This is a genomic window from Psychrobacter immobilis (genome assembly GCF_904846065.1).
Taxonomy (GTDB): Bacteria; Pseudomonadota; Gammaproteobacteria; order Pseudomonadales; family Moraxellaceae; genus Psychrobacter; species Psychrobacter immobilis_H.
Map to the genome: position 1 here is coordinate 2,491,565 of NZ_CAJGZV010000001.1, position 25,094 is coordinate 2,516,658.

At 44.4% G+C, this 25,094-nt stretch carries 22 protein-coding genes; 15 read left to right on the forward strand and 7 right to left on the reverse strand.

Annotated elements, in window-relative coordinates; translation table 11 throughout:
• Positions 1 to 34: 34 nt before the first annotated feature.
• Both JMW64_RS10305 and JMW64_RS10310 read left to right on the forward strand, forming a co-directional pair.
• Complete coding sequence (locus JMW64_RS10305; protein ID WP_201554570.1) at positions 35 to 1,096, forward strand: iron chelate uptake ABC transporter family permease subunit; 1,062 nt, start codon at positions 35 to 37, stop codon at positions 1,094 to 1,096.
• Positions 1,097 to 1,197: 101 nt separating this feature from the next.
• The gene (locus JMW64_RS10310) at positions 1,198 to 1,968 is read left to right on the forward strand and encodes an iron ABC transporter ATP-binding protein (protein ID WP_201554571.1); all 771 of its coding nucleotides are present in this window, start codon (positions 1,198 to 1,200) and stop codon (positions 1,966 to 1,968) included.
• Positions 1,969 to 1,993: 25 nt separating this feature from the next.
• Here the strand turns inward: JMW64_RS10310 and JMW64_RS10315 are convergent, their stop codons facing one another.
• Both JMW64_RS10315 and JMW64_RS10320 read right to left on the reverse strand, forming a co-directional pair.
• Positions 1,994 to 3,364: a PepSY-associated TM helix domain-containing protein gene (locus JMW64_RS10315; protein WP_201554572.1), complete on the reverse strand. Its 1,371-nt coding sequence runs from the start codon at positions 3,362 to 3,364 to the stop codon at positions 1,994 to 1,996.
• 164 nt (positions 3,365 to 3,528) lie between these two features.
• Positions 3,529 to 5,610 carry a TonB-dependent receptor domain-containing protein gene (locus tag JMW64_RS10320; RefSeq protein ID WP_193008655.1) on the reverse strand — a complete coding sequence of 694 codons (2,082 nt, stop codon included), beginning with the start codon at positions 5,608 to 5,610 and terminating at the stop codon, positions 3,529 to 3,531.
• A gap of 656 nt (positions 5,611 to 6,266) precedes the next feature.
• Between JMW64_RS10320 and JMW64_RS10325 the strand changes: the two genes are divergently transcribed.
• Positions 6,267 to 7,676: a uracil-xanthine permease family protein gene (locus JMW64_RS10325; protein ID WP_055124608.1), complete on the forward strand. Its 1,410-nt coding sequence runs from the start codon at positions 6,267 to 6,269 to the stop codon at positions 7,674 to 7,676.
• Positions 7,677 to 7,826: 150 nt separating this feature from the next.
• Here JMW64_RS10325 and JMW64_RS10330 read toward each other — a convergent pair whose 3' ends face one another.
• Entirely contained in the window at positions 7,827 to 8,492 is a 666-nt protein-coding gene (locus JMW64_RS10330; RefSeq protein ID WP_201554573.1) for a TetR/AcrR family transcriptional regulator, read from the reverse strand.
• Positions 8,493 to 8,746: 254 nt separating this feature from the next.
• On the opposite strand from JMW64_RS10330, the gene uraD reads away from it, so the two are divergent.
• The 10 genes from uraD (at position 8,747) to JMW64_RS10380 (ending at position 17,866) form a co-directional block, all read left to right on the forward strand.
• The gene (gene uraD, locus JMW64_RS10335; RefSeq protein ID WP_201554574.1) at positions 8,747 to 9,268 is read left to right on the forward strand and encodes a 2-oxo-4-hydroxy-4-carboxy-5-ureidoimidazoline decarboxylase; all 522 of its coding nucleotides are present in this window, start codon (positions 8,747 to 8,749) and stop codon (positions 9,266 to 9,268) included.
• Positions 9,269 to 9,311: 43 nt separating this feature from the next.
• A complete protein-coding gene (gene uraH / locus JMW64_RS10340) occupies positions 9,312 to 9,680 on the forward strand; it encodes a hydroxyisourate hydrolase (protein WP_201554575.1) in 369 nt (122 codons plus the stop codon).
• 146 nt (positions 9,681 to 9,826) lie between these two features.
• On the forward strand, positions 9,827 to 11,149 hold the full coding sequence (locus JMW64_RS10345; RefSeq protein ID WP_201554577.1) for a urate hydroxylase PuuD: 1,323 nt from the start codon (positions 9,827 to 9,829) through the stop codon (positions 11,147 to 11,149).
• A gap of 97 nt (positions 11,150 to 11,246) precedes the next feature.
• Positions 11,247 to 12,227, forward strand: a complete 981-nt coding sequence (gene puuE, locus JMW64_RS10350) for an allantoinase PuuE (protein ID WP_201554579.1) — start codon at positions 11,247 to 11,249, stop codon at positions 12,225 to 12,227.
• Between the two features lie 100 nt (positions 12,228 to 12,327).
• Positions 12,328 to 13,164 (forward strand): bifunctional allantoicase/(S)-ureidoglycine aminohydrolase, encoded by an 837-nt coding sequence (locus tag JMW64_RS10355; protein ID WP_201554581.1) that lies wholly within the window; start codon positions 12,328 to 12,330, stop codon positions 13,162 to 13,164.
• Positions 13,165 to 13,346: 182 nt separating this feature from the next.
• A complete protein-coding gene (locus JMW64_RS10360) occupies positions 13,347 to 13,895 on the forward strand; it encodes an ureidoglycolate lyase (protein ID WP_227676499.1) in 549 nt (182 codons plus the stop codon).
• A gap of 240 nt (positions 13,896 to 14,135) precedes the next feature.
• Positions 14,136 to 14,411: a Trp family transcriptional regulator gene (locus JMW64_RS10365; RefSeq protein WP_201554582.1), complete on the forward strand. Its 276-nt coding sequence runs from the start codon at positions 14,136 to 14,138 to the stop codon at positions 14,409 to 14,411.
• 112 nt (positions 14,412 to 14,523) lie between these two features.
• A complete protein-coding gene (locus JMW64_RS10370; protein ID WP_201554583.1) occupies positions 14,524 to 15,942 on the forward strand; it encodes an anthranilate synthase component I family protein in 1,419 nt (472 codons plus the stop codon).
• A gap of 33 nt (positions 15,943 to 15,975) precedes the next feature.
• Positions 15,976 to 16,623 carry an anthranilate synthase component II gene (locus tag JMW64_RS10375; RefSeq protein WP_201554584.1) on the forward strand — a complete coding sequence of 216 codons (648 nt, stop codon included), beginning with the start codon at positions 15,976 to 15,978 and terminating at the stop codon, positions 16,621 to 16,623.
• A gap of 295 nt (positions 16,624 to 16,918) precedes the next feature.
• Positions 16,919 to 17,866 carry a DMT family transporter gene (locus JMW64_RS10380; protein ID WP_201554585.1) on the forward strand — a complete coding sequence of 316 codons (948 nt, stop codon included), beginning with the start codon at positions 16,919 to 16,921 and terminating at the stop codon, positions 17,864 to 17,866.
• A 169-nt stretch (positions 17,867 to 18,035) separates the two neighbouring features.
• Here the strand turns inward: JMW64_RS10380 and JMW64_RS10385 are convergent, their stop codons facing one another.
• The 4 genes from JMW64_RS10385 to JMW64_RS10400 form a co-directional block, all read right to left on the reverse strand.
• On the reverse strand, positions 18,036 to 18,779 hold the full coding sequence (locus tag JMW64_RS10385; protein WP_060491687.1) for an amino acid ABC transporter ATP-binding protein: 744 nt from the start codon (positions 18,777 to 18,779) through the stop codon (positions 18,036 to 18,038).
• Between the two features lie 92 nt (positions 18,780 to 18,871).
• Positions 18,872 to 19,609, reverse strand: a complete 738-nt coding sequence (locus tag JMW64_RS10390) for an amino acid ABC transporter permease (RefSeq protein ID WP_045444414.1) — start codon at positions 19,607 to 19,609, stop codon at positions 18,872 to 18,874.
• Positions 19,609 to 20,445 carry an amino acid ABC transporter substrate-binding protein gene (locus tag JMW64_RS10395; RefSeq protein WP_201554586.1) on the reverse strand — a complete coding sequence of 279 codons (837 nt, stop codon included), beginning with the start codon at positions 20,443 to 20,445 and terminating at the stop codon, positions 19,609 to 19,611. The genes JMW64_RS10390 and JMW64_RS10395 overlap by 1 nt, the downstream gene beginning before the upstream one ends.
• Positions 20,446 to 20,759: 314 nt before the next feature.
• Positions 20,760 to 21,557: a UTRA domain-containing protein gene (locus JMW64_RS10400; protein WP_201554587.1), complete on the reverse strand. Its 798-nt coding sequence runs from the start codon at positions 21,555 to 21,557 to the stop codon at positions 20,760 to 20,762.
• A gap of 304 nt (positions 21,558 to 21,861) precedes the next feature.
• Here JMW64_RS10400 and hutU point away from each other — a divergent pair, with 304 nt between their 5' ends.
• Complete coding sequence (gene hutU / locus JMW64_RS10405; protein ID WP_201540230.1) at positions 21,862 to 23,580, forward strand: urocanate hydratase; 1,719 nt, start codon at positions 21,862 to 21,864, stop codon at positions 23,578 to 23,580.
• A gap of 70 nt (positions 23,581 to 23,650) precedes the next feature.
• Positions 23,651 to 25,012, forward strand: a complete 1,362-nt coding sequence (locus tag JMW64_RS10410; RefSeq protein ID WP_201554589.1) for a YjiH family protein — start codon at positions 23,651 to 23,653, stop codon at positions 25,010 to 25,012.
• Positions 25,013 to 25,094 lie beyond the last annotated feature (82 nt).

Consider the following 25,094-nt stretch of genomic DNA (forward strand, 5'->3'; position numbering starts at 1 on the left):
TGATTAGATAAGCCTAGCACTATAGGATTTACGCATGTTTTCACCGTCTAAGCCTAACACCACAGCCAATAACACTATAGATAACAGTGCTTCAGAAAATAACGACAAAACTACTTTTGGACAAAGTTGTCTTGCGCGACTCTGGACATTTATAGTCAATCACCCAAAATCCATTGCCGCTATCATATTGCTGATCTCAACCATCCTATTTTTGACAGTCAATGTCAACGGCCATTGGGACTTTACGCTACCACTGCGAGGTAAAAAGTTACTGGCGTTAATGGTGGTCGGTTATGCGATTGGCGTATCGACCTTATTATTTCAAACCTTGACCCACAACCCTATCCTGACGCCATCACTATTGGGCTTTGACTCGCTATACGTTTTATTACAAAGCCTGTTGGTTTTCTTTTTGGGCGCAATAAGTTTTACCAGTATCAATCCTCTTGCCAAATTCACCCTTGAAATTGTTTTAATGTTTGGCGCGTCATTATTATTATTTAAGCTGCTGTTTTCAAAAAGCAGTCAGGATCTGACGCGACTAATATTGGTCGGCGTGATATTTGGTGTATTGTTTCGCAGCTTATCGGCGCTGATTGCACGGCTAATTAATCCTGATGATTTCGTCGTCGTGCAATCTGCCAGTTACGCGCAATTTAATACGGTCAATCCGCAGCTGCTCGGTATCAGCATTGTTATCTGTGCCATTAGCGCACTGTTTATCTGGCGCTGGCGTTATCAATGTGACGTATTGATGCTTGGCAAATCACAAGCCATTAACCTCGGTATCAATTATCAACACCTAGCGTTTGGACTATTAACGGTCATTGCGGCATTGGTCGCCACGGCAACCGCATTGGTCGGTCCAGTGACTTTCTTTGGTCTGTTAGTTTGTGCGCTAACCAATCGTATCGCTCGCCATATGTATCACAGCGAGCGTCTGATATTGGTCTGTTTGGTGGCGATGATTTGCTTGGTACTCGGTCAGACGATATTTGAGCAACTATTGGGCATGGCAGGGGTACTATCGGTGGTCATTGAATTGGCTGGTGGTTTGGTATTCTTAATATTGATTTTTATGACTCAGCGTCGTTAAGACCGCGATTATTTAGTAACCATTAACCTAGTAGCCAATTATCTAATTGGCCATTGATATAGTAATGAAAAATTAGATCCTTTGTAAAAATAAGAACCACTATGATTAAACTTAATAACATCTCGCACCATATTGGCAAACAGCAAATTCTTCATAACATTACGTTGTCGTTACCAAGTGCACAAGTGATTGCCCTGATTGGTCCCAATGGTGCCGGTAAATCCACGTTGTTTTCGGTGATGGCACGTTTGCAACCGCTACAGTCGGGACAGGTCAGTTTCGCTGTAGATAATGAGGAACGTGATATTGTTAGCTGTCATGCGCGAACCTTGTCCAAAACTGTGGCGATGCTTGGACAAGACAACCAAGTACAAGGGCGACTGCGCGTGCATGAGCTGCTGATGTTTGGGCGCTATCCTTATCACCAAGGGCAACCGACGGCGGACGATCAGCAAAAAGTGCAAGAAATTATCGAACGTTTTGAGCTTGCGCCGTTAGCCGAGCGTTTTTTATCGACACTATCGGGTGGTCAGCGTCAGCGGGTGTTAATTGCGATGATTGTTTGCCAAGATACGCCGTATTTATTACTCGATGAGCCGCTCAATAATTTGGATATGTATCATGCTGGGCGCTTGATGCGTGAATTGCGCGAGTTAAGCCATACTCAGCAAAAAACGGTGGTCATCGTGCTGCACGATATCAATCAAGCCGCACAATTTGCCGATATCGTAGTCACTATGAAAGAGGGTCAGGTAATGGCTGTCGGTCAACCTGCAGAGGTCATCACCCAAGCAACCATGAAGAATCTGTATAACGTCGATGTTACCGTACTCAGTCATCAAGGTCGCCCAGTGATTGTCGATGCGGTTTAAGTACAGCATATCTTATAGTTGCTCTTTAATGGCTGGTTTCGCGTAATCGCTTCAAAGAGTTGTCTTTAACCGTCAATTTTTGCCTTTGCTTTAACCGACTTTGACGCCCTTTGACCCATAAATACACACCTGTGCCAGATAAGGCCGCCACGGCTAACCCCGTCAATGCTAAAAATATTTGATACAACAAATGACCTACGCCATGGCTGATATGACCCATGTGTAGCGTTGCCATCCATTGATCAGCTTGATTACCAAATGCGCTCTGATAACCAAAATTGACCTTTTCAACTTTGCCAGTCGCCGCATCCACGGTGATAGATGACGCACCGCCTTTTTTACCGATATCTTTATTGGTTTTAAAGCGCATTTGCCATTGATTGTCCTCTTCTACCCAACGCACTCCCAATAGCTGCTGGATGCTGACGCCATTTTTTTGCGCGGCGATCTCTGCCTGCCTGCTTAAATAAGCAATACTGTTAGCCTTGTCTACCTTATTAGTACTGTTCATATTAGTGCCAATAGTAGTCGCCTTATCACTACTAGATTCCGTATTCATCGCAGGCTTCTTTTGTTTATCTCCTTTACCTTCTCTACCTTCAAGACCCACCATTGCTTGCATCACAGGCTGATATACCGATTTTAAATTAAAACCGACACTCGACCACGCAATGACAAACAGCATCAACCACAGCCATAAGCCAAATGCATGATGCAAGTCATAATTGAGTTTAAAAGCATTGGTTTTACGACGGATTTTCCAAGCAGGCAGCCAGCGTTTAAAAAATGAAGCGCGGGGTTTACCAGATGATTTTCTCAATGCTGCTTGTTGAGATTTATTGGCACTAACTGCTCTTGGAAAGGTTAAATAAAAGCCAATAAAGCAATTGATCGTCCAGATTAAAGACACGATACCCAGTATTAATTTGCCGATATCACCTAGCAATAAATCACGGTGCAACCAGAATACCTTGTACATCGTATTGCGCCATGCCCACGCCTCTTTATCACGCGTACCGATGATTTCACTAGTAAAGGGATCGACATATACCTCTTGAAATGGGGCTTTAGGAGCATTATCTGCTGCCTGACCTCGCGTTCTATCTACCGAAAAAACCGCTGATTTGTTAGGCTCTACTGACGTTGGCATACTAGAAAATTGATACTGTGGATAAGCGCTGATAACAGCATCATGCAGTGTGGCGATCGGTAGTGGCAGCTTGTGTTGCGCTTCAATATTTGCCAGCTTGTGATTAAACACATCATCTAGCTCATCATGAAACGCCAATAGCGTGCCCGTGATACCAGCAATGATCAAAAAAGCTGCCATCGCAAGCCCAGTATAACGATGAATCCATAAACAGCTCTGACGCAACGTAGGGGGAAATGAAGTCATTAGTATTGGTTTTTTATTCATCGTTTCTTTATTCATTGGTTATTTTGATTGGTATTCAAAAAAAGTTGTAATTGCTATCACATGCTTCATCATTTACTGACCATAAAAAAGCCAGCTCTCATACAAAGACAGCTAGCTTTTAGATATTACCAATAACAGTTAGATTAGAATTGATAGGTCAAAGAGGTTTTGATATTACGACCCATCTCAAAATCTGTAGCCGTAGCATTAGCTGGATTTAAGCGCGAACCGTGGCTAGCATAAGTTTCATCAAACAGGTTATAAACCCCAACTGTGGCTTTCAAGCCATCTACTTGAGCTGGAGAGTAGCTCATAAAGATATCATGGACATCATAGCTCGGTTTCTTAAGCTCCGTAACGTCACCTCGAAGTATAAAGGTTTGCGTAACAGGGGCTACATAGGTACTGCGCCAGCCAAGCTCAGTGGTATCAGTTGGCTGATACGCTAGATTGACCATGTATTTATCACCTGCATCTGATCCTGACCCTGTTTGTGAATAAAAACTATAACCCGTATCTTCACCTTTACTACGCGCATGAGCATAGCTTAAACCCATGCTAAAGTTATTCATTTTATAATCAGCGGCCAGCTCAACACCTTTTATTTTATAATCTTCGTCCTTATTGACCGCACCTTGGCAATCATTCCCAAGGTTTGGTCCACAGCTTAGACCTGAGCGTATAAATTCAATATAGTTTTCGATATTGGTTTCAAAGTATTTACCGCTTAGTTGTAGCGAATCATTAGCCGTAGTGAGATCACGCAAGGTGGTTACGACACCCACTTCAGCGTTATCACCCTCTTCTGCTTTTAGGTCGTTGTTAACCACTGTGCCAGCACCATCTCGATTGAAGATAGCTTGGCCTAAATCTGGGCCATTGAACAGCTGAGTATAGCTAGCAAAAACCTGCGTACTCGGCGCAATCTCATAGCTTGCGGCAAGTGCACCGACAACATTATCGTAAGTTTTGCCACCAGCAATAAAATCAGGTGCTTCATAGCGGTCATAACGCACGCCTGGCGTTAGGCTAAATTTACCCATTTGCCATTGGTCTTCTAAATAAACTGAGGTATTTTTAGCACTATCTTCCCCTGATGCGGGCAGTTTTGTTGCACGGTCTTTAGCGGTGTAAAAATCTGACTGTTTTTTATAGTGCTCTAATCCTGCGATCAGTTTATGGCGTCCTGACGTTGCATCAATTACACTGGTGTTTTCGATCTTACCACCAGTAGTTTTCACTTTTGCATCCCAATCATAGCCTGGCGATGTTTTCGGGTCATTATCACGTGAAATTTGGGTCTCGGTTTGATAAATGGTGGTATCAACGTCAACCAGCGAGCTTGCTGGGTTAAAGTTATAATCAAGCGTATAGGTATCACGCTTTACTTTTTGCGGGATTGGATCATCGCCGAGGCTTGGAAAATCCGGACGGAATGGGAAAGTCCCTTCTTTATCAGTACGGCTAAAGCTTGCGCCTACATGATGGTCATTACCAACATAGGCGCCGGCTTTTAATAAGAAGCTCTCGCTCTCACTGTCTTCAAACAACTCACGGCCTTCACCGTCTTCACCCGAGCTGGTATCACGCTTGCCATAATAAGCCAATAAATCGACATTATCAGATGGTGCGCCAAAAACTGTGGCTGACGTCAGTAGCTCATCATTATTACTGGCATAACCTGCTTTTAGCTTGGCACCAATCTTTTGACCAGGTTTAAGTAAGTCAGCGGCATCGACCGTTTTAAAAGCAACCGCGCCGCCAAGTGCATCATTACCGAGCGTGACAGAATTGTTGCCCACTGCCACATCCGCTTGTTTGAGCAAATCAGGATCAATGGTGATATCGCCCATATGATAGAACAGCTTGCCTTCTTGGCGCGCGCCATCAATGGTGACTTTTAGGTTGCTGTCTTCAAGACCGCGAATACGAATGCGCTGGTTGACCGATGACGTACCGCCTATGGTCACGCCTGGCACCACATTTAAGAAATCGCTTAAATGGCTTGCTTGCTGTGCTGGCGTATAGTCTTCTATGTAAACAGAATCGGTTTGCACTTTATCACGTACTGAGCTATTGGCTGTCACCGTAATGGTCTGCAACGTGGTGCTTGGCATGTCTTCTGCAGGTGCTGCACTGACTGCTTGTGACCATAATACCGCTGCCACGCCCATGGACAATACCGTCATTTGACTAGATAGTTTTGATAACTTTACTTCACGCATAACACACTCACCTTATTGACTATCACAAATTAGAATTTTTAAGAGCTATTTACTGTTGAGCACAGCTTGTGGCAGTTGCACCGCTTATTGTTGAAAACCATTTTTTAGACGATTGGAGTCTTGACAAAGCCAAAGTCTTTCATACGAATAACAATGTTAATGATAATTGTTAGCATTTAAATAATGAGAGGCATAATAACGAAGTATTAACAATTTGGCAATAATTAATGCGAGAAATTTAATATTAAAAAATAGCGCTAAATCTAGCTGGCTTATTCCGTTTTGTTGCTTACTGTTTTTAGACGAGTAGAAATAGCCAGCAAACCAAATCCACTGCTCTATGTTCGTCTAATAGACTGTTATTATTTCAGAAATAAAGCCATCAACATGAAAAAAAACGTTGCAATAGCCAACCCTTTCACTATACCCTTAGATAGTTGACCAATTAGTCAGGTTTAAACCTACGACTATTAGTCATATTGATAAATAATAGCTAGCTGCTGATATTTATTAGCACAAGGATAAGTGCGACTCTTTGTAAGACAACTAAGCAATATGAAGATAAACGGTGTGTCGATATCCATCTCTAAACTCATCACAATGCTTAGCTCTCTCCACAGAGCTTGGACTAAAAGTCACTTTAGGAGGAAGCCAAGATGAGCGAACACATTCAAGGAAACCCCGATTTACTATACGGATTGCATGACCGCCCTACCCCTACAAAAGCCTTTTTGGGCGCAGTACAACACGTACTTGCCAGCTTTGTCGGTATCATCACCCCCTCATTAATCATAGGCGGCGTCTTGGGTTTGGGGGAACATATCCCTTATCTCATCAGCATGTCATTGATGGTATCAGGGGTCGCTACCTTTATTCAGACCCATAAAGTTGGACCAGTAGGTTCCGGTCTTATGGCATTACAAGGAACCAGTTTTGGCTTCTTGGCCGCGGTATTGGCGGCAGGTTTTGTGGTAAAAAACAAAGGCGGGAGTCCGGAGGAGATTCTCTCTGTTATCTTTGGCGTCTCCTTTCTTGGTGCCTTCGTTGAGATTTTCTTAAGTCAATTCATCACCAGACTCAAATCTCTGATGAGCCCTATCGTGACGGGTTGTGTGATTGTGACTATCGGTCTGTCATTAACCAAGGTTGGTCTGACGGATTTGGCAGGCGGCGTGGGCGCTGAAGATTTCGGGAGTATACAGAATCTGCTGCTCGGTGGCGGGGTCTTGGTTAGTGTGGTATTGATTAGTATTGTTAATAATAAAGTCATTCGCTCCAGTGCTATTTTTATAGGGCTGATGCTTGGTCTGATCGCAGCCATTCTTATGGGACGTATTGATTTCTCTTTGGTCTCTGATGCCCCTATCTTTACGCTACCTGTGCCATTCAAGTTTGGTTTTGGGTTTGATTGGCAGGCTTTTATTCCTATCGCCTTTATGTATGTCATTACCAGTATTGAAACCTCTGGTGATTTGACGGCGACTTCGATGATATCGGGCGAACCCATCAAAGGACCTTTATACGAGAAACGCATTAAAGGTGGCGTATTAGGTGATGGTGTCAACTCATTAATTGCGGCGGTGTTTAATACCTTCCCAGTGACGACTTTTAGCCAAAACAACGGCGTGATTCAGATGACTGGTATTGCCAGTCGCTATGTGGGCTTTTATGTTGGGGCTATCTTGTTCACTATGGGGCTATTTCCTATTTTGGGTGCTATCTTTACCCAGTTGCCAAAACCAGTCGTTGGCGGCGTGACGTTATTGATGTTTGCAACGGTAGCGACCGCTGGTATTCGCATCCTATCAACGGTCAACTTTACCCATCGCAATATCTTAATCATTGCCACTTCGCTAGGTCTGTCCATGGGCGTGGCTTTTGTTCCTGATGTATTCGCACAGGCGCCGCAGCTTTTCCGTAATATCTTTGGTTCGGCAGTTACTATGTCAGGTATTGTGGCCATTACTCTCGATATGATTTTGCCCAAAAACTACGGTGTCGAATTTGATACGGTAGAACAACATCTGGATGACGGTCTAAAGCCTCTTAGACAAAAGGCTTCTTAAACGTACGTTAGAATAGTCAAATTCTTTACCAATCAGCATTGCTGTTCTGGTTCTGCACATTGACTCTTTTAGCGCGCCTTAATACGAAAACATTTAAAGTGCTTTCGTATTAATGGCATGTTATAGACGTAAAATAATAATAAATAAGCATTACTCAAGACCACAGCCACGCAAAATAAACGGCACTAAAAAGTCTGCCGCCCGCGCTTCATCCTGCTGATCGTACTCACTCTTTTCCATCAAACCGACAATTTCTGTCTCAAATTCTGCATATCGCTGCGTCGTTGCCCAAATCAAAATCAATAGCTGTAAAGGGTCAGCGATGCCAATCTTACCTTGCTCATGCCAAGTTTTCATCACTTGTGCCTTGTCTAGCGCCCACGCCTTCATGGTCGCCGACATAAATTCATGCAGGTGCGGGGCACCGCCAATGACTTCCAGCGCAAATAATTTATGGCGATTGGGATGAGCAAACGCTTGATGCAATTTGGTACGGACAAACTTTTCGATGACCGTTTTAGGGTCACTATCGACTGTCATGGTGACTAAGCCATCGTTCCACTCTTGAATAATAGAATGCAGCACTGCTTGGTACAGATTTTTTTTATTCTTAAAGTAGTAATGCACGTTGGCTTTTGGCAGCTCAGCTCTATCGGCAATACCTTGCATCGTCGCACCGCGGAAACCTTGCAGCACGAACTCCTCTTCTGCCGCCGCCAAAATGACGGTTTGATTGTGGGCGCGGATATCTTGCTGATTGCGCTGTACAGGTGCGTCAGACGCGGCTTGTGGTTCTATATCGTTATGTTGAGCCATGATTAATGTTACCTGTCATTATTGTGATGAATAAAGAGCCATATCCCAGCCAATAACTGGATTCATATGCTAATTTTTATGGAATATCACCAGCCTAAATAAAATATTTGCATAAAGTAGTTGACCAAATGGTCAGGTTTAAGCAGAATAGCTCATAGTAAACCAATTATTAATCGATAAATACTACTTTAGCATGAGATGTTATCGAGAAATGTTACTCCACCGCTTTTGTCAGCAAAGAAAAGGATGTCATAGTGAAATTATCTTTACAGCAGTTTAATGAGCTCTCAACAGCTGAGGCAATTTCACATCTATTGACCTGCTGTACCAGCACCCATTGGGCGCAGACTTTAGAAAAAAAACGTCCTTTTTCAGATATATCTACACTACTTGCCCATAGTGATGATGCTTGGGCACAAGCACAGACAGCAGAAGCCCAGTTACTAGAGGCTTTTGATGGTCATCCACAAATCGGTAACGTCGACTCGTTAAAAGAAAAATACCGCAATACTCAAGACAGTGCTGCCCATGAGCAGTCGGGTGCCAATGATGCCAATGACGAGGTGATTGAAGCTTTGGCACAAGGCAATCAAGACTACCTTGATAAATTTGGCTTTATCTTTATCGTATTTGCCACTGGTAAGAGCGCGCAGCAAATGCTCGATTTATTGTTAGCACGCCTGCCCAATGATCGCGCTACTGAGCTGGTCAATGCGGCGGCTGAGCAAAATAAAATCACCCGCTTACGTTTACAGAAACTGCTGAGTGACGCTTAACGCATTCAGCCGCATCTGACTCATTTACATAAAAGGAATTATTATGTCAGGTACTCTCTCATCGCATATTTTAGATACCCATTTGGGCAAACCAGCCGCTGGTATTGCCGTGACGCTAGATCGCGTAAGCGCAAGTGGCAAGGCATCTCTATTAGCCAATGGCGTCACCAACGCGGATGGACGCGTGGCACCAGATAGCTGGTCGTTTGATCCAACGATTGATATTGCTGAATATCACTTAGATGTTGGTCGCTATACCTTAACCTTTGATACCCAGTCTTATTTCGATGCACAAAATCTCACGGCTTTTTATCCACAAGTTGTCATCGATTTTATGATAAGTGATAACGGTCACTATCATGTACCGCTCCTGCTTAGCGCACATGGCTACAGCACATACCGCGGCTCTTAGTTATGTAGTTATGTAGTTATGTAGTTATGTAGTTATGTAGCATCACCATATAAAAACACATCATAAAAGAACGTCGCCTTAGCAAAACGCGTCGAAAGATTGAAAAAAGCTGAACAAAAGAAAATTGTAAAAAGGACATTTGCAACATGGGCGCTTATTATCTCGATTGGTTTAACTTATTTTTTCGCTGGTTCCACGTCATCGCTGGCGTGGCATGGATTGGTGCGTCTTTTTACTTTGTTTGGCTAGATCTTAGTTTACGTAAACCACCACAGTGGAAGGCTGACAAAGGCATTTCAGGCGACCTATGGGCGGTACATGGTGGCGGCTTTTATGAAATTGCCAAATACAAGCTTGAACCCGAAGAGATGCCAAAGACCCTGCACTGGTTTAAATGGGAAGCTTATACTACTTGGCTGACGGGTATGGCGATGCTCTCTATCGTCTATTATGCCAATGCGACTGCCTATTTGATTGATCCCAGCAAAGTCGATTTTGGTAGTAGTATCGGTGCCATCTCGACCAGTTTGTTGTTTTTATTCGGCAGCTATTTCATTTATGAAGTGATTGTCCGCAGCCATTTGGGCAAAAACTCCTTCATTTTTAGCACCGTTATTTTTATCCTATTAATCATCGCCTGCTGGGGTTCTTACCAGCTATTTAGTGACCGTGCTTCGTTCATTCATATCGGTGCTATCTTAGGTACTGTGATGGCAGGTAATGTGTTCTTTGGCATCATGCCTGCGCAACGAGCGCTGGTAGAATGCGTGAGGCGTGGCGAAAAACCAGGCAAAGAAGTGGCGGACTTGGCGCTACAAGCAAAAAATCGCTCGCTGATGAACAACTATTTTACCTTACCGCTGATCTTTACCATGATTAGCAATCATTACCCGATGATGTACTCTCATGCTCACGGCTGGTTGGTATTGGTATTTGTGGGTATCATCACGGCTATTGTACGTCACTATTTTAACCAAAAGCATTTGGACAATCATAAGCCGCGTTATTTGGTCATCCCTGCTGTCTTAACCGTATTGTTAATTATTTGGATGCGCCCAGAACCAATTGAGCCATTACCTACTGTCAATGCTGCAGCCGCTGCTGAAACGGCGACACCAGATAGTGTACCACCAACAACTGATAGCGCAGTCGACGGTTCTAGTATAAGCAATGACGCTGTCTCAAATGAAAATATCACTGCCGACGTCGTGCCAGTAACTGCTTCTGCTGACGATGCCATTATGGATGTCGTGCACACGCGCTGTAGCACGTGCCATGCCGCTCAGCCTACTCAGCAAGGATTTGCCGCGCCGCCAGCTGGTATCATCTTGCAGACACCAACCGACATGAAAACTCATAAAGCAAAAATCGTCACTGCTGTACAAACAGGCTATATGCCACTGGGTAATCTCACAAAATTGACGGATGAAGAACGTCAGCAAATGGTGGCTTACGCATCGGGCTTATAGATAAAGGTCGTAGATAAATATTACATGAATCCAAAGTTACGCCTTATTTTGCTTTAGTTGACTTAAGTTGCTTTAAAATATTTAGGATATATGGACAATGAGTAAAAAAATAATCAGCGATTTCAATCAAGACGCCTACCCTCGCGACTTAAAAGGCTATGCTGACAAGTCGCCAAAAGCCAACTGGCCAGGCGGCGCTAAAATCGCTGTACAGTTCGTCCTCAATATCGAAGAAGGCGCAGAAAATAGCGTGATTCATGGTGACGGTCAATCAGAGCGGTTTTTATCGGATGTCTTGGGTACGCCAGAATTTAACAATCGTCATCAGTCGATTGAGTCGGCATTTGAGTATGGTAGCCGTGTGGGTGTTTGGCGAGTATTAGACACTTTTAAAGAATACGGTTTGCCTATTACGACCTTCACTTGCGCTGCTGCTGCCGAAAAAACGCCGCATATTATCGAGCGCATATTAGAAGATGGGCACGAAATCGCCAGTCACGGTCTACGCTGGATTACTTATCAAAATATGTACCGCGAGACCGAGCGCGAGCATGTGCGCCGTGCCACTGAAATATTCGAGAGCATGATCGGCGGTCAGCCGCTCGGTTGGTACACGGGACGAGATAGCCCCAATACTCGTGAGTTGGTCGCCGAACAAGGTGGCTATATTTATGACTCAGACTCTTACGCGGATGAGCTCCCTTACTGGCTCAATGTCAAAGTAGAAGACGGTAACAAAATCGCTCGTAAGCCGCATTTGGTCATTCCCTATACCTTAGAGACCAATGACATGCGCTTTGCATCAAGCCCAGGCTTTACCAACGCCGAGCCTTTTTATCAATACTTAAAAGACAGCTTTGATACCTTATACGAGGAAGGCGCGCACACACCCAAGATGCTGACCATCGGTTTGCATTGCCGCATCATTGGTCGCGCCGGTCGCATCGTTGCCCTCAAAAAGTTTTTGCAATACATCACCAGCAAGCCCGATGTTTGGGTATGCCGCCGTGATGACATTGCCAAACACTGGTATAAAAACCATCCAGCCACTGCCGATAACACTGCGAACTGGATGTAACCATACGTTTAGACACAAATTTATTGCGGCACAACACCACTAAGGAACATCAACAATGTCAACAATGTCAACAATGTCAACAATGTCAACAATGTCAACAATGTCAACAAAGAGTACATATTACGCACCAACTGGCGGATTGCCTCCACAAACACAACTGCTATCTGATCGCGCTATCTTCACCGAAGCTTATGCCATTATTCCCAAACGTGTACTGACCGACATTGTTATTAGCTATCTGCCGTTTTGGACAGGTATGCGCATGTGGGTGCTTGCACGCCCACTTTCAGGCTTCTCTGAGACTTTTTCACAGTATATCGTTGAAGTTGAACCTAATGGCGGCTCAGAAAAGCCTGAGCTAGATGCAAACGCTGAAGGGGTTATATTCATCGTTGAAGGCGAAATGGATATCACTATTGAAGGTGAGTCTCATCATCTTGAATCGGGCGGTTATGCATTCTTACCACCCGGCTGCAAATGGACGCTAAAAAACAATAGCGACAAGCACGTTAAATTCCATTGGATTCGCAAAGCTTATCAACACTGTGAAGGTATTGATGTGCCTGAAGCCTTTGTAACCAGCGATCACGATGTTGCAGCGATTGAGATGCCGGGTACTGATGGCGTATGGGCAACCACAAGATTTACCGAGCAGTCTGATATGCGTCACGACATGCATGTGAATATCGTGACTTTCCAACCAGGTGGCGTGATTCCATTTGATGAAACGCATGTGATGGAACATGGTTTGTATGTCCTAGAAGGTAAAGCCGTCTACCACTTAAATGGTGAATGGGTAGAAGTGGAAGCGGGCGACTTTATGTGGCTACGCGCATTTTGCCCACAATCTTGTTACGCCGGCGGACCAGGTCCATTTAGATATTTACTATACAAAGACGTGAATAGACATATGCCATTTATTCGCCCAGCACGATAAGCCCTGCGCAATAAATAATAACCAGAACAACAAAGCATTCAGAACGATGAGCAATATAGCGGCATAATCGTTCATTCGAATATGTCATTTATTCCCAGATGTTGATTTAATTCGCGTACGGGCTTATGGCAAAGTGGCTCATAGCAATTATAAACAGTGATCACCAAAAGTAAGGCAAAGTCATGAGTACTCTTATGAAGACTACGATCGTTGCACGACCTTTAACCAAAGCTGAGTTTGCGCCCTACGGCACCGTAATCGAACCCTATGACAAGGAAGCACAGACGCCTGAAAATAGCTACCATATCAATAAAGGCTATGCCTGCCGCCATCACGCCATCGCTGAAGCCAAACTTGACGGCGGCGATGTCGGCATGAGTATCTTCCGCGCCAAAAAGCGTGAGTTCCCTATTGCCTTATCGGTCATGGAATATCATCCGTTTGGTACGCAAGCGTTCTTTTCAATGAATGGTCAGGATTATATCGTCATCGTTGCGCCTGCTGGTGCGCCGCCACAGTCTGCGGATGATTTGACCGTGTTTTATGTGCAATCTCATCAAGGTGTGCAATACGATGCCAATGTCTGGCATCATCCGCTACTTGCCCTCGGTTGTGACTCTGATTTTTTGGTGATAGATCGCATCAATGGCGAAGGCAAAAACTGTTATGAGCTGGATATAGAGGATTGGCAGGTGCAAATTGAACTTGCCAGTGAGCACTCTTCCGTTTAATTAGGTCTATAAACGAGCTGTTAACCATTTATAAACATAAAGCCAGTTAATAAAGATTATCTGGCTTTATGTTTATAAATGTAGTATCCATCCTATATAAATAATCATCTTCCAAAACACAGTACCCATTTAACAGCAGTAGCAAAACATCTACATAGGCTACTTGCCTTTTATGTACTATCGTACTAGAATACTGAAACGAAGTAAGCTTCCCTTTTCTTTTCCATTAAGATGAATGTTATGAGCACAGACCCTTATCAAAGCTTATTAAGCCATTTAGCCAGTTGTCATGACAGCACCGCTATCGACCTGCTATTCAGTGCGCTATTGACGGAAAAAGAGCAGCAGGAAATCGCCAATCGCATCCGCATTTTTGACTTGCTTGAGCGCGGTGTCACCCAGCGCGAGATATCCGAGCAGCTAGGTGTCGGTATCGCTACCGTATCGCGCGGTGCTAAAGCCATGCAAGCTCACGATGTGAGTGCCTTACTAATGACTCATAGACATGACTCATAGAAAACATTCATAAAAGACACAGCTGAAAAGCCCGCTTAATTAATCAGAAACTAGAGTTTTAATTTGTCTTACTTTTTATTTGATCAATCATTGAACCAATTTGGATATTGTTATGACCTCTCCTAATTCAAAACCTAACCAACCTGCTGCTATTGATATCCCTAGTAAACCACAGCGCATTAAACTCACGCAGGATATTGATTTCTTTGCGTTGTTCAAACGTATTGAGCGCGCTTTTGAGACCTGTTATCTGCTTGAATCATTGGGCGAAGATGGACATATGGCGCGTCATCATGCGATTGGTTTTGATCCCGTTATGACCATTGCTGCCATCGATCGTGCAACCCTCGCGATTACTGATAATAAAACTGCTGAAACCACTCATTATCAAACGGATAATCCTTACGAGCTACTGCGCAAAATTACGCCGCAGCACGTCATTGCTCGCGACCAAAGCGGTGGTCTTGTCGGTTATTTGGGTTACGACAGTGTCAATTTCTTTGAACCCAGTCTCAATGCTAAAGCGAGCGATGACTTTGAACCGTTTAAATTTGGCGTATATTTGGATGGTCTAACGCTCGATAAGATGACCGGTGAGATTTTCTACTTTTATTATCCAACTGCGCAGCAAGAAAACCGCATCGAGCAAATCAAAGCGCTACTTGATGCGCCCATCCCAAGCTACGAGGCGCCTACGGTTGAGTTTTTGGGTGATGGTATGAGTCAAGAAGAGCATGCCAAAGCCGTGATGCAAGTCAAAGAAGACATCATCTCAGGGCGTATCTTTCAGTGTGAGGTAGGTTTTAAATCCAAATATCGCATTGCCGGCGATAAAATGCCCATTTATGAGAAATTGCGGTCGGTCAATCCGTCGCCGCACATGTATTTTATGAAATTTGCTCAGCAGTGCATCATTGGTGCCTCACCAGAACTGCTGTTTCGCTTGCGTCAAGGTGAGATGGAAACCTATCCATTGGCAGGCACCGCCAAGCGCGGCGTCGATGTCATCGAAGACCGACAGCTTGCTCGCGCATTACTAAATGATGCCAAAGAAATTGCCGAGCACAATATGCTAGTCGATTTGCATCGCAACGATATCGGCCGTGTGGCACAATTTGGCACCGTCAAAGTACGTAGTCTCATGGATATCAAACGCTTCTCACACGTGCAACATATCTCGTCTGAAATCGTCGGAATCTTGCATCCTGATGAAGATATGTTTAGCGCCCTTGCCAGCAACTTCCCCGCTGGGACGTTGTCAGGCGCACCGAAAGTTGAAGCGATTAAAGTTATTAATGAGCTCGAACCCGATGGTCGAGGTGCTTATGGCGGTGCGCTTGGATCGTTTAACTTTAATGGTGACTGTATCTTTGCCATTCCTATTCGCAGCCTATTCATCAACGGCGAATCCGCTTATGCGCAGACCTGTGGTGGTAATGTTTATGACTCCAATCCTGCTGATGAATATCTAGAAATTCAGCGTAAATTGTCTGCCATGAAAGTGGTATTAGACAGTTTTATGAACCCGTAAATTGCTTATATTTTGCCAAAGAGTTGATAACCCATGAATGTTTTAATTATAGATAACTACGACTCGTTTACCTTTAATCTTTACCAATATATCGGCGAGATTTTGCAGACGATGGACGGCGATAAAGCCGCAAACGTCATTGTTAAACGTAATAATGAGATAACGTTAGCAGATGTACAGGCAATGAATCTTGATCGCATTATCATTTCACCGGGCCCTGGCGCTCCTGACGACCCTGCATACTTCGGTATTTGTGCCGAAGTAATTGAAGTCATGGGTAAGACGACGCCGCTATTGGGTGTCTGCTTAGGTATGCAAGGGATTGCGCATGTGTTCGGCGGCGATGTGGTACGGGCGAGCGTGCCAATGCATGGCAAGGTATCCTCCATTCGCCATGATGGCGCGGGTGTCTATCAAGGCTTGCCACAAGAGATTGAAATCATGCGCTACCACTCATTGATGGTAAAAGCAGACACCTTCCCAAATTGCTTGGCTGTCACAGCTGTCGTCGCCAATAATGCTCATGCTGAGTTCAGCCTAACCGAATCTGCGCTAGCAGGTGAGGAGATTATGGGATTACAGCATAAAGACTATCCCATTCAAGGTGTGCAGTTTCACCCAGAGTCATTTGCGACGGAAGGTGCCAAACGCTTGCTGACGAATTTTTTACTACAAGTGTAAATCTTGATGCTTAAATTTGGGGGATATGACACCAAAGGGTGATAAGCTAAAGACATAAGCTAAAAACAAGCGTACCTCTAACTCAAATAAATTGAATTTTATGTCTAACTGACTTGTGTTCGAACTTAATTAACGCTTTAATGATAGAATGAAAAAATAAACAAAAGACAGCCCTTACTCGGGTTGTCTTTTTCTTATTTCAGTATTGTATGATGCCATTAGCTAAAAGGCTTGGACTGTTTGAGGTTTTGAGTTTGGGCATGAGTTTTGATATCACATAAAAATAGAGAGCGATATGGCAAATACCGATGGCGTAATGTCAGCACGGCAGTCATGGATAGGCACTATTCAAATTATCACAGCCGCTGTCTGCTGGGGTACCTTGGGGATATTCTCGACCTACCTCAATCAAATCGGCTTTAGTGGCTGGCAAATTACGATCTTACGTATCGTGACCGCGGCTATTCTTATTCTTGTCATGCTACCGAAATTATGGCCGCATCTTATCAAGCTTCGTCGAAAGCAGTGGCTCGGACTGGCATTGCAGTCTTTGATTGGCGTACTTGGTATGTCGGTATGCTACTTTTTTGCTGTGATCTATGTCGGTGCTGGCCCTGCGGTTGCCTTGCTTTATACTGCGCCTGTGTTTAGCTTATTGTTTTCGGCATTCTTGCTTGATGAATCTATCACTCGCCAGTCGGCATTACTGGCGCTCATGGCGGTATTTGGTGTTGGATTGACGATGCTTGGTGATGAGGCGCAAGTCAACTGGGGCATCCTATTAGGACTGCTAGCAGGCGTCTGTTATTCCTTATACGGGGTACTGGGCAAGCGCGCGATGCACGATGCTCACCCTGCGCCTTTGGTGTTTTTTACCTCTATTATCATCAGTGCTGGTGTACTGCTATTATTACCTGAAACCTATCAAACCTATGGGCGGTTATTGAGCTTACCTTTACATACTTGGGGCTATGCCTTGGGGTTGTCTTTGATTGGAACCGTCGTGCCCTTTGCCCTTTATATGAAAGCATTAGGGAAATTACCTGCCACTCGTGCATCAGTATTTACGATTTTTGAGCCATTGACTGCCATTGCCCTTGCCATACTATTGCTGCATCAATCCTTATCTTGGATTCAATATGTGGGCGTGGTGTTAATCTTAATGGCAGCTTTATTTAATGCCATATTAAACGGCACTGCCACTCGCGTACCACGCTGGCTAAAAAGACGACAAAGAATTTAGTCTGTACTTTTTAAGACCTTTGAATAGCCTTGGCACCATTGCTATTAAACGAAAGAAAGCCCCAACTATATCAATATAGTCGGGGCTTTATTGTGTTTGACACTTTGCTTTAGAGGTAAGTATTTATGCCATAGACAGTTGCTAAATAACTTGGACTGTCTTAATGACATCACTGTTCAATACGCTGCAAAAAGGCCTGCGTACGTGGATGCGTAGACACTTCGAACATCTGCTTAGCGCTACCTTCTTCGACCACATGACCATCCTCAATTAACACCACATGATCTGCCACATCACGAGCAAATTTAATCTCATGAGTCACAACGACCATCGTCCAGCCTTCAGATGCCAGTTGCTTCATCGTGCCCAGCACATCTTGTACCAATTCAGGATCGAGCGCAGACGTTGGCTCATCAAATAATAATAATGACGGCTCGATAGCCAGTGCACGAGCAATGCCAATACGTTGCTGCTGACCACCAGAGAGCTGGAACGGATACAGATCTGCCTTATCCGATAAGCCTACTTTATCAAGTAATGCCAGTGCCTGTTCGCGTGCTTGCGCCTTAGTTTGCCCTTGCACTACCGTCGGCCCAAGCATTAAATTCTCAATCGCGGTCTTATGTGGAAACAAGTTATAAGATTGAAATACCATGCCTGATTTACGCTGCAGCGCCAGCAATGTTTTTTTCTTAGGCTTGGTAGCAAAATCAACCGTTAAGCTACCATCATCAAAAGCAATGATGCCTTGATCAGGAATTTCTAGCGCATTCAAGCAGCGTAAAAAAGTGGTTTTACCAGACCCTGACGGTCCTAATATCACCACTACCTTGCCTTTTTCGATGGTCAAGTCGATGCCTTTAAGCACTTGATTGCCACCAAAGGCTTTGTGAATATTAGTGACTTGAATCATAAAACTTCCTGTTGTACTGATATCTGTTTGCTAATAACACACGCTTTATCGACGCGGTATTACCATCCTATACTGCCCCTATTATCAAGGGTTTATTTCGCCACGTAGCGATCAAGTCTGGTTTCAAGCTTACCTTGAATAAAGGTTAAGAACAGACAAATACCCCAATAAATAATCGCCGCTTCGGTGTAGACCAACATAAATTCATAGTTACGTGCGGTGATGATTTGCGCCTGCTTAAATAGCTCAGTCACCAATACCAATGACGCCAAAGACGTGTCTTTTACTAGGCTAATAAAGGTATTGGATAACGGGGGTACTGACACCCGAAGTGCTTGCGGCAAAATGACATGACGAAAGGTTTGTAGATACGTCAAGCCTACCGTCGAGCCTGCTTCCCACTGTCCTTTTGGAATGGACAAAATAGAGGCACGCACCGTCTCCGATGCATACGCGCCAATATTGAGCGAAAAGGCAATAATCGCTGAGGGAAAAGGATCAAGCTTTACCCCGATACTTGGCAAGCCGTAGAAAATAATAAATAGCTGAACCAGCATTGGTGTCCCGCGAATGGCGGACACATAAATACGCGCAAGTCTGTATATGATTTCATGGAACCAGCCAGCACGCGGTACGATACGAATCAGCGCTACTGTCAGCGCAATAGCCATACCAATCGCAAATGAGATCAACGCCAGCGGTATCGAATAATAAATACCGCCTTTAAGCATTGGCCAAAATGAATTGATGACAATTTGCGCCCGCGCAGGATCCATAAATGGTAGTAGTGCCAGTAACTCAGCTAGCATTGACGTGATAGACGCTAGCATTATTTTTGTTGACTTATATCAGCACCAAAGAACTCTTCGCTAAGCTTGGTCAGCGTCCCATCGGCTGCTAATGCGTCCATTGCTTCATTCAATTTTGCCACCACAGCGTCATCCCCTTTGATGAGCACTAGACCTGAACCAGTCTGCTCACTCGCAGGCGCTGTCAGTTTGATCTCAAGTGCTGCATCTGGGAATTTTTTGAGATAATCCAATACTGCCAGATTGTCATTCATCGTGAAGTCAGCACGGTCTTGCTTAACCAGTTGAATCGCTTGCGCCATACCATCGACAGGGACGATTTCTGCGCCGTAGCGTTCTGCAAGCTCACCATAGTTGCTGCTCAGTGATTGCGCAGTACGCAGACCTTTTAAACCTTCCCACGAGCTATAACGATTGTCATCAGTCGGTGCTAGTACAACTGCGCCCGACCAGCTATATGGCATGGCTTTGTCATACTTAGCCAAACGCTCAGGCGTGGTCAAGCTTACTTGATTGGCCACCATATCGAAGCGTTTTGAGTCAAGACCTGCCAGCATAGCATCCCACTGAGTCTCTTTAAATTCGACGTCTACGCCTAGTTTATCCGCAACCGCACGTGTCACTTCGACATCATAGCCAGTTAGCTTGCCACTCTCATCATGATAGGTAAATGGCGGATAAGTACCCTCTGTACCGACGTTGATGGTGCCACCATTATTGATACGTTGCAGCAAATCAGAGCCACCCGTCGCGGCACTGTCTGTCGCATTGGTTTCTGCTTCATTGGTAGTAGACTGACCACAAGCGGCAAGTAGCATAGTACTGGCGGCAAGTGCTAAAAGAGTACGACGTTTCATAAGACGTCCTTATAAGAGTGAATGAATAATGCAAAAAGGTATCGTGCCAATAAAACCATAGCAACAAATAAGGATAAGACCAGCACAGGCGAATACTATAATAAAGTATTTGCGCCGTATTATTTAGCTTTGGCTGCTCGATTTGAGGATGCTCAGCATATTTTTCAATACTGTTTCTATATTATCTTTGAATTTTTGGACATTTTTTAGGCAGATATTAACGTTATTATTGCCAATTAAATAGCCATTTATTCATATACTAGCGCACTTCAGAAAGAATAAACGTACAAAAACAGTGAGCATGCGTAAGACTATTATAGTTCACCGGAGAATTGATAACGATCGCCTGCATGCCACATCTTCACAAAGGTCAATACTCGACCTGCTGAATACGTCTGACGGCGCAATACCAATGTCGGCGACTGCGGTGCGATTTGCAGTAGCGCAGCAATCTCATCTGGTGCCGCCAGTGCACGAATGGTATAGCTGCCGCGCTCTAGTGGACTTTTAGCAATGAGATAATCACTGGTATTGACCACACTAAAATCCTGCTCAATAAATTCTGGCACCTTTTGCGCATCCACCCAGCGCTCTTCGAACTGTATGGGCTGACCATCCGCAAAGTGAATGATTTTTACCTCGTATAAAACAGCAACGTCGCTATTACTATCTGCGCCAGTACTGTCATCCATCACGGTTATATCAGCGTTTATGTTAGCGCTTGTATTAGAAGACACAGCTACTTCATTAATATCAAATTTACGCCGTAATTCATCGTCTAACATCGCAGCCGTGAGTATGCGTTTACTCACCACTTGCGCCTGATAATCACGGTTGGCAGATTTTAAATCCTGCGCGATATTGCGCACTTCTACAAAGGTATGATTGAACTGCTGCTGGGCGACAAACGTCCCCGACCCTTGCCGGCGCTCTAGCACTCGCTCTTCGCTCAGCTCTTTTAGGGCGCGATTGACCGTCATACGCGATACGCCAAACTCTTTTGCCAACGCCATTTCTGTAGAAATTGCATTGCCCGCTTGCCATTTACCCGAGTGAATATTGTCTAATATGGCATTTTTTATGCGCTGATATGCCGGAATCGTCTTTGTCATGTCCGTGTTTAACCGTTAGTTTTACCAATAATAGTAGCGCCATAATATCACGAGATAACGTCATGAACCTTGTCAAAACACTGTGACATTTATCTATCGACCAAAATCCTCATAAAAATAATTGAGTCATTTATAAAAAATTGCTTGCATGAAAAAAGTATCTTTGATAATTTGTATATACAACTTTACGACAGTGCTAAAAAATCTGCGTCATCTAATCGATATTTCGCTGAATTTATAGACTGACTGTAAAACACTTACTTTGATTACTTATCGTCTTAACAGATATCACAAGGATATGATAATGACTACTGACCATGGAACCAATAAAGAGACTAAGCTGACTCGCCGTGATGAGAGCCGCGAAATCGCCGCGCCCACTGGCAGCACATTACATTGCAAAAGCTGGCTGACCGAAGCACCGTATCGCATGCTGCAAAACAATTTGCATCCTGATGTGGCCGAAAACCCTAAAAGCTTAGTCGTCTACGGTGGTATCGGACGCGCAGCTCGCAATTGGGAAAGCTATGATCAAATCCTAGCGTCATTAAAAGAATTGGAAGACGATGAGACGTTGCTCGTGCAATCAGGCAAGCCAGTTGGCGTGTTTCAAACGCACGAAAATGCGCCGCGTGTATTGATTGCAAACTCTAACCTTGTACCACGCTGGGCCACGTGGGAGCACTTTAACGAGCTCGATCGCAAAGACTTGATGATGTATGGTCAAATGACGGCTGGTAGCTGGATTTATATTGGCACGCAAGGCATCGTCCAAGGTACTTACGAGACCTTTGTAGAAGCAGGTCGTCAGCATTATGATGGTAGCTGGGCAGGACGTTGGATTTTGACCGCGGGTCTTGGTGGCATGGGCGGCGCGCAGCCACTTGCGGCTACTTTTGCAGGGGCAACTTCATTAAACATTGAGTGTCAACAGTCTAGTATCGATTTTCGCTTGCGTACTGGTTATGTCGATAAGCAAGCCGATGATCTCGACCATGCTTACGAGCTCATCAAACAGCATACCGACGCAGGTGAAGCGGTCTCTATTGCCCTACTTGGTAATGCAGCAGACATCTTACCTGAGATGGTCAAGCGTGCGCACGATGGTGGCATGAAGCCTGATTTGGTCACCGATCAAACCTCAGCACATGACTTAATCAATGGTTACTTGCCAGTTGGCTGGACAGTAGAAGAATGGAAAGCTGCACAAGAAGATTCAGAGCAACATTCTGCATTAACCAAAGCTGCCGCTCAGTCTTGTGCCGTACATGTACAGGCGATGCTAGATCTACAAGCGATGGACATTCCAACGACCGATTATGGCAATAACATTCGTCAAGTGGCTTTTGATGAAGGCGTTAAAGATGCCTTTAATTTCCCAGGTTTTGTCCCCGCTTATATTCGTCCGCTGTTCTGCCAAGGTAAAGGCCCGTTTCGCTGGGTCGCATTATCAGGCGATCCAGAAGACATCTACAAAACCGATCAAAAAATCAAAGAGCTGTTCCCTGAAAATCAACATATTCATCGCTGGCTTGATATGGCAAAAGAGCGTATTCAATTTCAGGGCTTGCCTGCCCGTATCTGCTGGTTAGGATTGGGTGAGCGTGACAAAGCAGGGCTCGCATTCAATGAGATGGTCAAAAACGGCGAGCTAAAAGGCCCTATTGTCATTGGCCGTGATCACTTAGACACAGGCTCTGTTGCCAGTCCAAACCGCGAAACAGAAAGCATGAAAGATGGCTCAGATGCGGTATCTGACTGGGCATTATTGAATGGTATGCTCAATGTCGCAGGCGGTGCCACTTGGGTATCGCTACATCATGGCGGCGGCGTTGGCATGGGTTACTCGCAGCACTCAGGCATGGTCATTGTCGCAGATGGCACTGATGCCGCTGCCAAACGCTTGGCACGAGTGCTAGTCAATGATTGCGGCTCAGGGGTTATGCGTCATGCCGATGCAGGCTATGAGCTGGCGATCAAAACAGCGAAAGATTATGGTCTAAATTTGCCGATGATTAAGTAGCATACCCTTTATCCTTATAAGTGATTATTTGACATAAGGATATCATCGACATTTTATCAAGGAGGATAATGTGATTGAGCAAAATACGACACTAAATCTCAAGGATGCAGCAGTAACACCAACTGAAGCACTACTGTCTAAACCTATAGCGTTAATGCAATTGATAATCTTTAGTGCTATCGGTTTGGTCATGTTTTTTGTGCCATTTACCATTGGTGAGAAAAGCACGATTTTGTTCGATCATGGGGCAACTTATCTGGTCACTCAGCAGCATACATTGTCTGTGACGTTATTATTTTTACTGATGATCTTTGGGGTAAGCAAGCCATTTATCGATGGCTCATGGCGTAAAAATATCACCCATATGATTATGACTGCTTTTAAAATCATTGGTCTGATACTGGCAGTGATGTATGTTGCTGACGTAGCGCCTGCCTTTATGATGGAAAAGGACATGCTGCCGTTTTTGTTTGAAAAACTGGCATTACCAGTCGGTATGATTGTACCGCTTGGCGCATTAATTTTAGCATTTTTGGTGGGTTTTGGTTTGCTCGAGATGGTCGGTGTGCTCATGCAGCCAATCATGAAACCTATCTGGAAAACCCCAGGTTCATCAGCGATTGATGCGGTCGCATCCTTTGTTGGTAGCTACTCTATCGGGCTACTCATTACTAATCGCGTGTATTTGCAAAAGCAATATTCAGCCCGCGAAGCCATTATCATTGCGACTGGATTTTCGACCGTATCAGCAGCGTTTATGGTCATTGTTGCCAAAACGCTTGGTCTGATGGAGTTCTGGAATGTGTTCTTTTGGTCTACGCTAGTGATTACTTTTATTGTCACTGCGATTACCGCTCGTATTCCACCCATTAGCCTTGTTGATGATAGCGTTGAACGTCCCGCTTTAGACCATAAACGTGGTACACGTCTGGCGGCAGCATTTGATCTAGGTTTGTCCACTTCGCGCCGTGCCACTGACCTAAAAACAATCTTATGGTCTAACTTTCGCGATGGGCTGACGATGGCAGCGGCGATTGTGCCTTCTATCATCGCGGTTGGCTTGACAGGATTACTATTAGCAAAATATACGCCTGTATTCGATGCTTTAGGCTTGCTTCTTTATCCATTTACATGGCTTAGCGGCTTACCAGAGCCTCTGGTTGCCGCCAAAGGTATGTCAGCGGGATTGGCTGAAATGTTCCTGCCAGCACTGCTCCTCAGTGAGGCTGATATACTGACTCGCTATGTTGCAGGGGTCATCTCTATTAGCAGCGTGTTGTTTTTCTCTGCCATGATTCCTTGTGTACTTGCCACTGAAATACCATTATCTGTCGGCAAAATGGTCATTATCTGGTTTGAGCGTGTGGTACTCAGTATTTTATTGGCTGCGGCATTCGGACATCTAGCCATGTACTTCAACTGGATTGGCTAAAAAAACAAATTTAATAACAAGTATTATGTTAACTAAAAACATTTAAAAAACGTCATTTCAACAAAGACATGAATCAAAAATA

Coding starts and splice junctions, on each gene's coding strand:
- JMW64_RS10310 (WP_201554571.1), top strand. CDS start 1,198: ATGATTAAACTTAATAACATCTCGCACCATATTGGCAAACAGCAAATT.
- JMW64_RS10330 (WP_201554573.1), bottom strand. CDS start 8,492: ATGGCTCAACATAACGATATAGAACCACAAGCCGCGTCTGACGCACCT.
- JMW64_RS10320 (WP_193008655.1), bottom strand. CDS start 5,610: ATGCGTGAAGTAAAGTTATCAAAACTATCTAGTCAAATGACGGTATTG.
- JMW64_RS10390 (WP_045444414.1), bottom strand. CDS start 19,609: ATGCTAGCGTCTATCACGTCAATGCTAGCTGAGTTACTGGCACTACTA.
- JMW64_RS10365 (WP_201554582.1), top strand. CDS start 14,136: ATGAGCACAGACCCTTATCAAAGCTTATTAAGCCATTTAGCCAGTTGT.
- hutU (WP_201540230.1), top strand. CDS start 21,862: ATGACTACTGACCATGGAACCAATAAAGAGACTAAGCTGACTCGCCGT.
- puuE (WP_201554579.1), top strand. CDS start 11,247: ATGAGTAAAAAAATAATCAGCGATTTCAATCAAGACGCCTACCCTCGC.
- JMW64_RS10325 (WP_055124608.1), top strand. CDS start 6,267: ATGAGCGAACACATTCAAGGAAACCCCGATTTACTATACGGATTGCAT.
- JMW64_RS10400 (WP_201554587.1), bottom strand. CDS start 21,557: ATGACAAAGACGATTCCGGCATATCAGCGCATAAAAAATGCCATATTA.
- JMW64_RS10315 (WP_201554572.1), bottom strand. CDS start 3,364: ATGACTTCATTTCCCCCTACGTTGCGTCAGAGCTGTTTATGGATTCAT.
- JMW64_RS10305 (WP_201554570.1), top strand. CDS start 35: ATGTTTTCACCGTCTAAGCCTAACACCACAGCCAATAACACTATAGAT.
- uraH (WP_201554575.1), top strand. CDS start 9,312: ATGTCAGGTACTCTCTCATCGCATATTTTAGATACCCATTTGGGCAAA.
- JMW64_RS10360 (WP_227676499.1), top strand. CDS start 13,347: ATGAGTACTCTTATGAAGACTACGATCGTTGCACGACCTTTAACCAAA.
- JMW64_RS10380 (WP_201554585.1), top strand. CDS start 16,919: ATGGCAAATACCGATGGCGTAATGTCAGCACGGCAGTCATGGATAGGC.
- JMW64_RS10355 (WP_201554581.1), top strand. CDS start 12,328: ATGTCAACAAAGAGTACATATTACGCACCAACTGGCGGATTGCCTCCA.
- JMW64_RS10375 (WP_201554584.1), top strand. CDS start 15,976: ATGAATGTTTTAATTATAGATAACTACGACTCGTTTACCTTTAATCTT.
- JMW64_RS10370 (WP_201554583.1), top strand. CDS start 14,524: ATGACCTCTCCTAATTCAAAACCTAACCAACCTGCTGCTATTGATATC.
- JMW64_RS10395 (WP_201554586.1), bottom strand. CDS start 20,445: ATGAAACGTCGTACTCTTTTAGCACTTGCCGCCAGTACTATGCTACTT.
- JMW64_RS10385 (WP_060491687.1), bottom strand. CDS start 18,779: ATGATTCAAGTCACTAATATTCACAAAGCCTTTGGTGGCAATCAAGTG.
- JMW64_RS10345 (WP_201554577.1), top strand. CDS start 9,827: ATGGGCGCTTATTATCTCGATTGGTTTAACTTATTTTTTCGCTGGTTC.